This is a genomic window from Microbacterium sp. ZOR0019, from assembly GCF_000800925.1.
Lineage (GTDB): Bacteria > Actinomycetota > Actinomycetes > Actinomycetales > Microbacteriaceae > Microbacterium > Microbacterium aurugineum.
In genome coordinates this window covers 1-5,185 of sequence record NZ_JRKC01000120.1, presented here as the reverse complement: position 1 = coordinate 5,185, position 5,185 = coordinate 1, and the positions used below count along the sequence as shown (strand labels likewise).

General features: G+C 69.2%; 2 protein-coding genes. Both read left to right on the top strand.

Features of this window, described 5'->3' with window-relative positions:
- Positions 1-478: FHA domain-containing protein (locus tag L978_RS18160; RefSeq protein ID WP_156118331.1), on the top strand; the 478-nt coding region annotated here is incomplete at its 5' end.
- A 43-nt stretch (positions 479-521) separates the two neighbouring features.
- The gene (locus L978_RS18155) at positions 522-5,021 is read left to right on the top strand and encodes an FtsK/SpoIIIE domain-containing protein (RefSeq protein WP_047524899.1); all 4,500 of its coding nucleotides are present in this window, start codon (positions 522-524) and stop codon (positions 5,019-5,021) included.
- Positions 5,022-5,185: the final 164 nt, after the last annotated feature.

Genomic DNA, 5,185 nt, shown 5'->3' with positions numbered 1-5,185 from the left:
CGCGGCATCGCCCGCGCCCGTGATGCCACCCGCGCCCGCACCCGTGATGCCACCCGCGCCCGCACCCGCAGCGCAGCCGGTTCCTGCCCCCGAGCCGCCGGTCCCTGCTCCCGCCGCCGTTCCCGCCGATGTGCCGGTGGTTCCCGCCGGAGTGCGGGCGATCCTCGTGCTCGACACCGGTGAGCGCGTCGAGGTGCGCGGCACCACGTTGTTCGGGAGGTCGCCGGGCGCGGCAGCCGGCGAGGGCGAAGCGCTCCTGGTCCCGGTCGTCGACGACACGCGTTCGGTGTCCAAGACCCACATCGCGGTGATGCCGGCTCGACGGGGCGTGTTCATCGTCGATCGCGCGTCGACCAACGGCAGCGCGATCGTCCGAGACGGTGTCGAGACCGCGCTGGCCGCCGGACACCCGGCAGAGCTGCGGACCGGGGACACGGTGCGCTTCGGCGATCGGTTCCTGCAGGTGGAGTGGGTATGACCCGGAGAAGTGAGATGCGCCCCCGGCGCGGTGAGGACGAGCGATGAGAGTCAAGCTGACCCTGCGTCGACCCGCAGCACCCCTGACCGACGTCGTCGTGATGGCAGACTCGACGGCGACCATCGCCGATGTCGCGCGCCAGATCGCCACCACCGACCCGGCGCGCAGCATCGTCGCGACGCCGACCGACGTGCTCACGCTCTCCGTCGCCCCTCCGACCAGCGAGCAGCTCACGATGCTCAATCCCGACCTGCTCGTCGGCGACGCCCCGCTCGGCTCCGGCTTCCTCGCCGAGGTGGTCAACGTCGGCCCGAACCGTGCCGCCGCAGGCACCGTGGGTGCGCGCCCCGCCGCCGTCCTCCGGGTGGTCTCCGGCCCCGCGGTCGGGCAGGAGTTCCCGCTGCCGATCGGTCACTTCCTGATCGGTCGCGACGCCGCGAACGACGTCACGATCGCCGATCCGCTCGTCTCGAAGCGGCACGCCAGGATCGAGGTCGCCGCGACGTTCGTCGAGCTGGTCGACCTCAACTCGGCGAACGGAATCCTCGTCGACGGCGGGCTCGTGCAGCGTCTCCGTGTGATCCCCGGGCAGAGCTTCGTGCTCGGGGACTGCGAGTTCGTCGTGCACATGGTGAGCGACTTCGACGGCTCAGCCACGGGTGACCCGGTGCTCGAGCGCGGGGGAGCGCTCATGTTCAACCGCAGCCCCCGTGTCGAGGAGCGGTACACCGGGGAGGATCTCGATGAGCCGCGCTATCCCCGCGACCAGCCGTCGCGGCTGTTCCCCTGGCCCATGCTCGTCGCGCCGATCCTCCTGGCCGTGACGATGTTCAGCATCACGCAGCGTCCGGCGTCGCTGCTCATCGCGGCTGCGTCGCCGATGATGATGTTCGGCAACTTCATCTCGCAGAAGACCAACATCGGTCAGCGGCTTCGCAAGGAGGCCGAGTCGTTCGAGGAGCAGTTCGAGCGGCTGGAGGAGACGCTGTACCACTCGCGTCCGAAGGAGCGCGAGGTACGGCAGAACGAGGTCCCCGCCGTCGCCGTGGTGTTCGATGAGGCCATGCGTCTCGGTCCCCTGCTGTGGACGCGGCGACCGGAGCACTGGAACTTCCTCGCGATGCGTCTCGGGGTCTGCGAGACCGAAGCGCGCACGCGCATCAAGCGCACCGAGACCCCGGAGGCGCTCGTCGAGTACGTCGAACGCGTCGATCGCCTGGAGGAGCGGTACCGGATGATCGACGACGTCCCCATCCTGGAATCGCTCCAGAGCGTGGGGTCTGTCGGTGTCGCCGGTCCCACGTCGCTGGCCAGCGATGCGCTGCGGGGGATCGCCGTCCAACTGTTCGGCACGCACTCCCCGAACGAGCTCGTCACCGTGGCGCTGACCGAACCGGGGTGGGCGAACGAGCTCGACTGGCTCAAGTGGCTCCCCCACACCTCCAGCGAGCGGAACCCGTTCAAGGAGATGCCGCTCGCGGATTCCGCCTCAACCGGGACGGCCCTGCTCAGCGGTCTCGAGGAGATCGTCCTGCGCCGCTCGCGGGAGTCGAAGTCTGCGCGGCCCCCGTACGGAGCCGACTGGGATCCGATGCGGTACGGCACCGACGTCAAGCGCGCGGCCGAGGAGGCGACGTTCCCCGGCCAGACGGCCATCCTGGTGATCATCACGAACGACGCCCCCGTCGATCGGGCCAGACTGACCCAGATCCTGGAACGCGGCGCCGACGTCGGCGTCTACGCCCTGTTCGTCGCTCCGGTCGTCGAGGCACTGCCCGCGGCGTGCCGCACGTTCGTCGACGTGAGCGCCGGGCTCTCCGATGCCGTGGTCGGCACCGTCCGCAGCGGCGTGGACTACCGCGGGGTGCAGGTCGAGGGTGTCTCGCACGCCTACATGACGATGTTCGCCAAGCGCCTGGCGCCGGTCGTCGATTCCAGTACGGTGATCGAGGACTCCTCCGACATCCCGAACTCGGTCAGCTTCCTTTCGCTCGTGGGCACTGAGGTCGCCGAGGATGCCAGCGCGGTGATCGATCGCTGGCGGCAGAACAACACCATCATCGACCGTTCCGGCGCTCCGCAGTCGCGGCTCAAGAAGGCCGGCAACCTGCGCGCCATCATCGGACAGTCGCAGACGGACGCGATGACCCTCGACCTGCGCACCCAGGGGCCGCACGCCCTGGTCGGCGGGACGACCGGTGCCGGCAAGAGCGAGTTCCTGCAGGCATGGGTGCTCGGTATGGCGGCCGCCCACAGCCCCGACCGGGTCACGTTCCTGTTCGTCGACTACAAGGGCGGCTCGGCTTTCGCGGACTGCGTCGACCTGCCCCACACCGTCGGCCTCGTCACCGACCTGAGCCCGCACCTCGTGCGCCGCGCGCTCACGAGCCTGCGGGCCGAGCTGCACCATCGTGAGCACCTCTTCAACCGCAAGAAGGCCAAAGACCTCCTCGAGCTCGAGAAGCGACGCGACCCTGAGACGCCGCCCGCGCTGGTGCTGGTGATCGACGAGTTCGCGGCGCTCGCCGGAGAGGTGCCGGAGTTCGTCGACGGAGTGGTCGACATCGCGCAGCGCGGACGGTCCCTCGGCATCCACTTGATCATGGCGACGCAGCGTCCCGCCGGCGTCATCAAGGACAACCTCCGCGCGAACACGAACCTGCGCGTCGCGCTGCGGATGGCTGACGAGTCCGACTCCAAGGACGTCGTCGACGACCCGGTGGCGGCGACCTTCCCGCCCTCGCTGCCGGGACGAGGCATCGCGAAGACGGGTCCGGGGCGACTCGTGCCGTTCCAGTCCGCGTACGCCGGCGGATGGACAACGGACGAGGCCCAGGTCGCCGAGGTCAAGGTCGCCGAGCTCCGTTTCGGGTCCATCCAGACCTGGGAGGCCGAGCAGGCGCCGGAGTCCGATTCGCACGACGAGGATCTCGGACCCAACGACCAGAAGCGCATCGTGGCGACGCTCGTGAATGCGGCGCGCGAGGCCCGCATCCCCGCGCCCCGACGTCCGTGGCTCGACGATCTCGAGGGCGCGGTCGACCTGCGCGATCTCCCGGTGCTCGGCGACGGGCAGGTGCTGCTCGGCAAGATGGATGTCCCGGAACGGCAGCTTCAGGAGCCGGCCTACTTCCACCCCGACAAGGACGGTTCACTGCTCGTCTACGGGACGAGCGGTTCGGGCAAGTCGACGGTGCTGCGCACGATCGCGATCGCCGCGGGTTTCGATCCCGCTCGTTCGAACGTCGAGGTGTACGGGCTCGACTTCGGGTCCGGTTCGCTCAAGAGCCTGGAGATGCTGCCGCACGTCGGCTCGATCATCTCGGGTGACGACTCCGAGCGCGTGCAGCGGGTGCTGCGGTCGCTGGCCGCGGTGCTCGACGACCGTGGCAAGCGTTTCAGTGCCGCCAACGCTTCCAGCCTCACGGAGTACCGGGAGCTCACCGGGCAGGACGAGGCGCGCATCGTCCTGCTCATCGACGGCTTCCCGCAGTTCCGTGGAGAGTGGGAGTCGACGACGGCGCGGATGCCCTTCTATCAGATCTTCATGCGCATCCTCGGCGAGGGCCGCCCGCTCGGCGTGCACGTCGTCGCGAGCGCCGACCGCTCAGGCTCGGTTCCGACGGCGGTGAGCGCCAACGTGTCGCGGCGCGTGGTCCTGCGTCTCTCGGACGAGTCCGGGTACGCGATGCTGAACGCGCCGAAAGACGTGCTCGACGAGCGGTCGGCCCCGGGACGCGCCATCATCGACGGCCGCGAGACGCAGATCGCGACGCTGGGCGGGACTCCGAATGTGGCGGAGCAGACCAAGCTCCTCGAAGGCCTTGCCGAGCGACTGCGTACGGCCGGGGCGCGTGAAGTGCCGGAGATCGGCGCGCTGCCCACCCGCCTCTCCGTGCGGGATCTCCCCGATCGCCTCGGCGAGTTCCCGGCACTCGGGGTCGCGGAGGACACCCTGGCGGCGCGCGACTTCGACCCGGTGGGCACGTTCGTCGTGGCCGGCCCGCCGTCGTCGGGCAAGACCAACGCCCTCAAGTCGCTCATCACCTCGATGCGGCGACTCGACCCGGCGACCGTGCTGTTCCACTTCGGAGGCCGACGTGCCCAGCTCAAGGACTACGCGAGCTGGACACGCAGCGCCGTGACGCCGGACGATGCGAAGGAGCTCGCCAAGGAGATCACCGAGCTGATCTCCGACGACTCGCTCCCGACGAGGGTGCTCATCGTCGTCGAAGACGTGCCGCAGTTCGCGGACAGTCCCGCCGAGCGCGAGATGAAGGCGCTCTTCCAGGCGATCAACCGCAGCGACCATCTGCTCATCGGCGATGCCGACGTCACCCAGGTGACCAGCGGCTTCGGGTTCATCGGAGACTTCAAGGCCGGGCGTAAGGGCATCATCCTCAAGCCCGACTCCTTCGACGGCGATGCGGTGTTCAAGGTGCCGTTCCCGAAGGTGAAGCGCACCGACTTCCCCGAAGGACGAGGCATCTTCGTGCAGGCCGGACGCCAGGTCACGGTGCAGCTGCCGCTGGTCGAGGAGTAGGCGACGGCCGCGGTCGTCGATGGGGAGTTGTCCCCATCGACGGGGGCGCGGATATTTCCATAGGGTGGTGTTATTCGGGCCGGAGGGGTCCGGTTCTCTCGATTTGCGGAGGTGTGGACGATGGCCGATTTCGGTGCGTCTTATGCAGAGATGGAGCAGGTGGC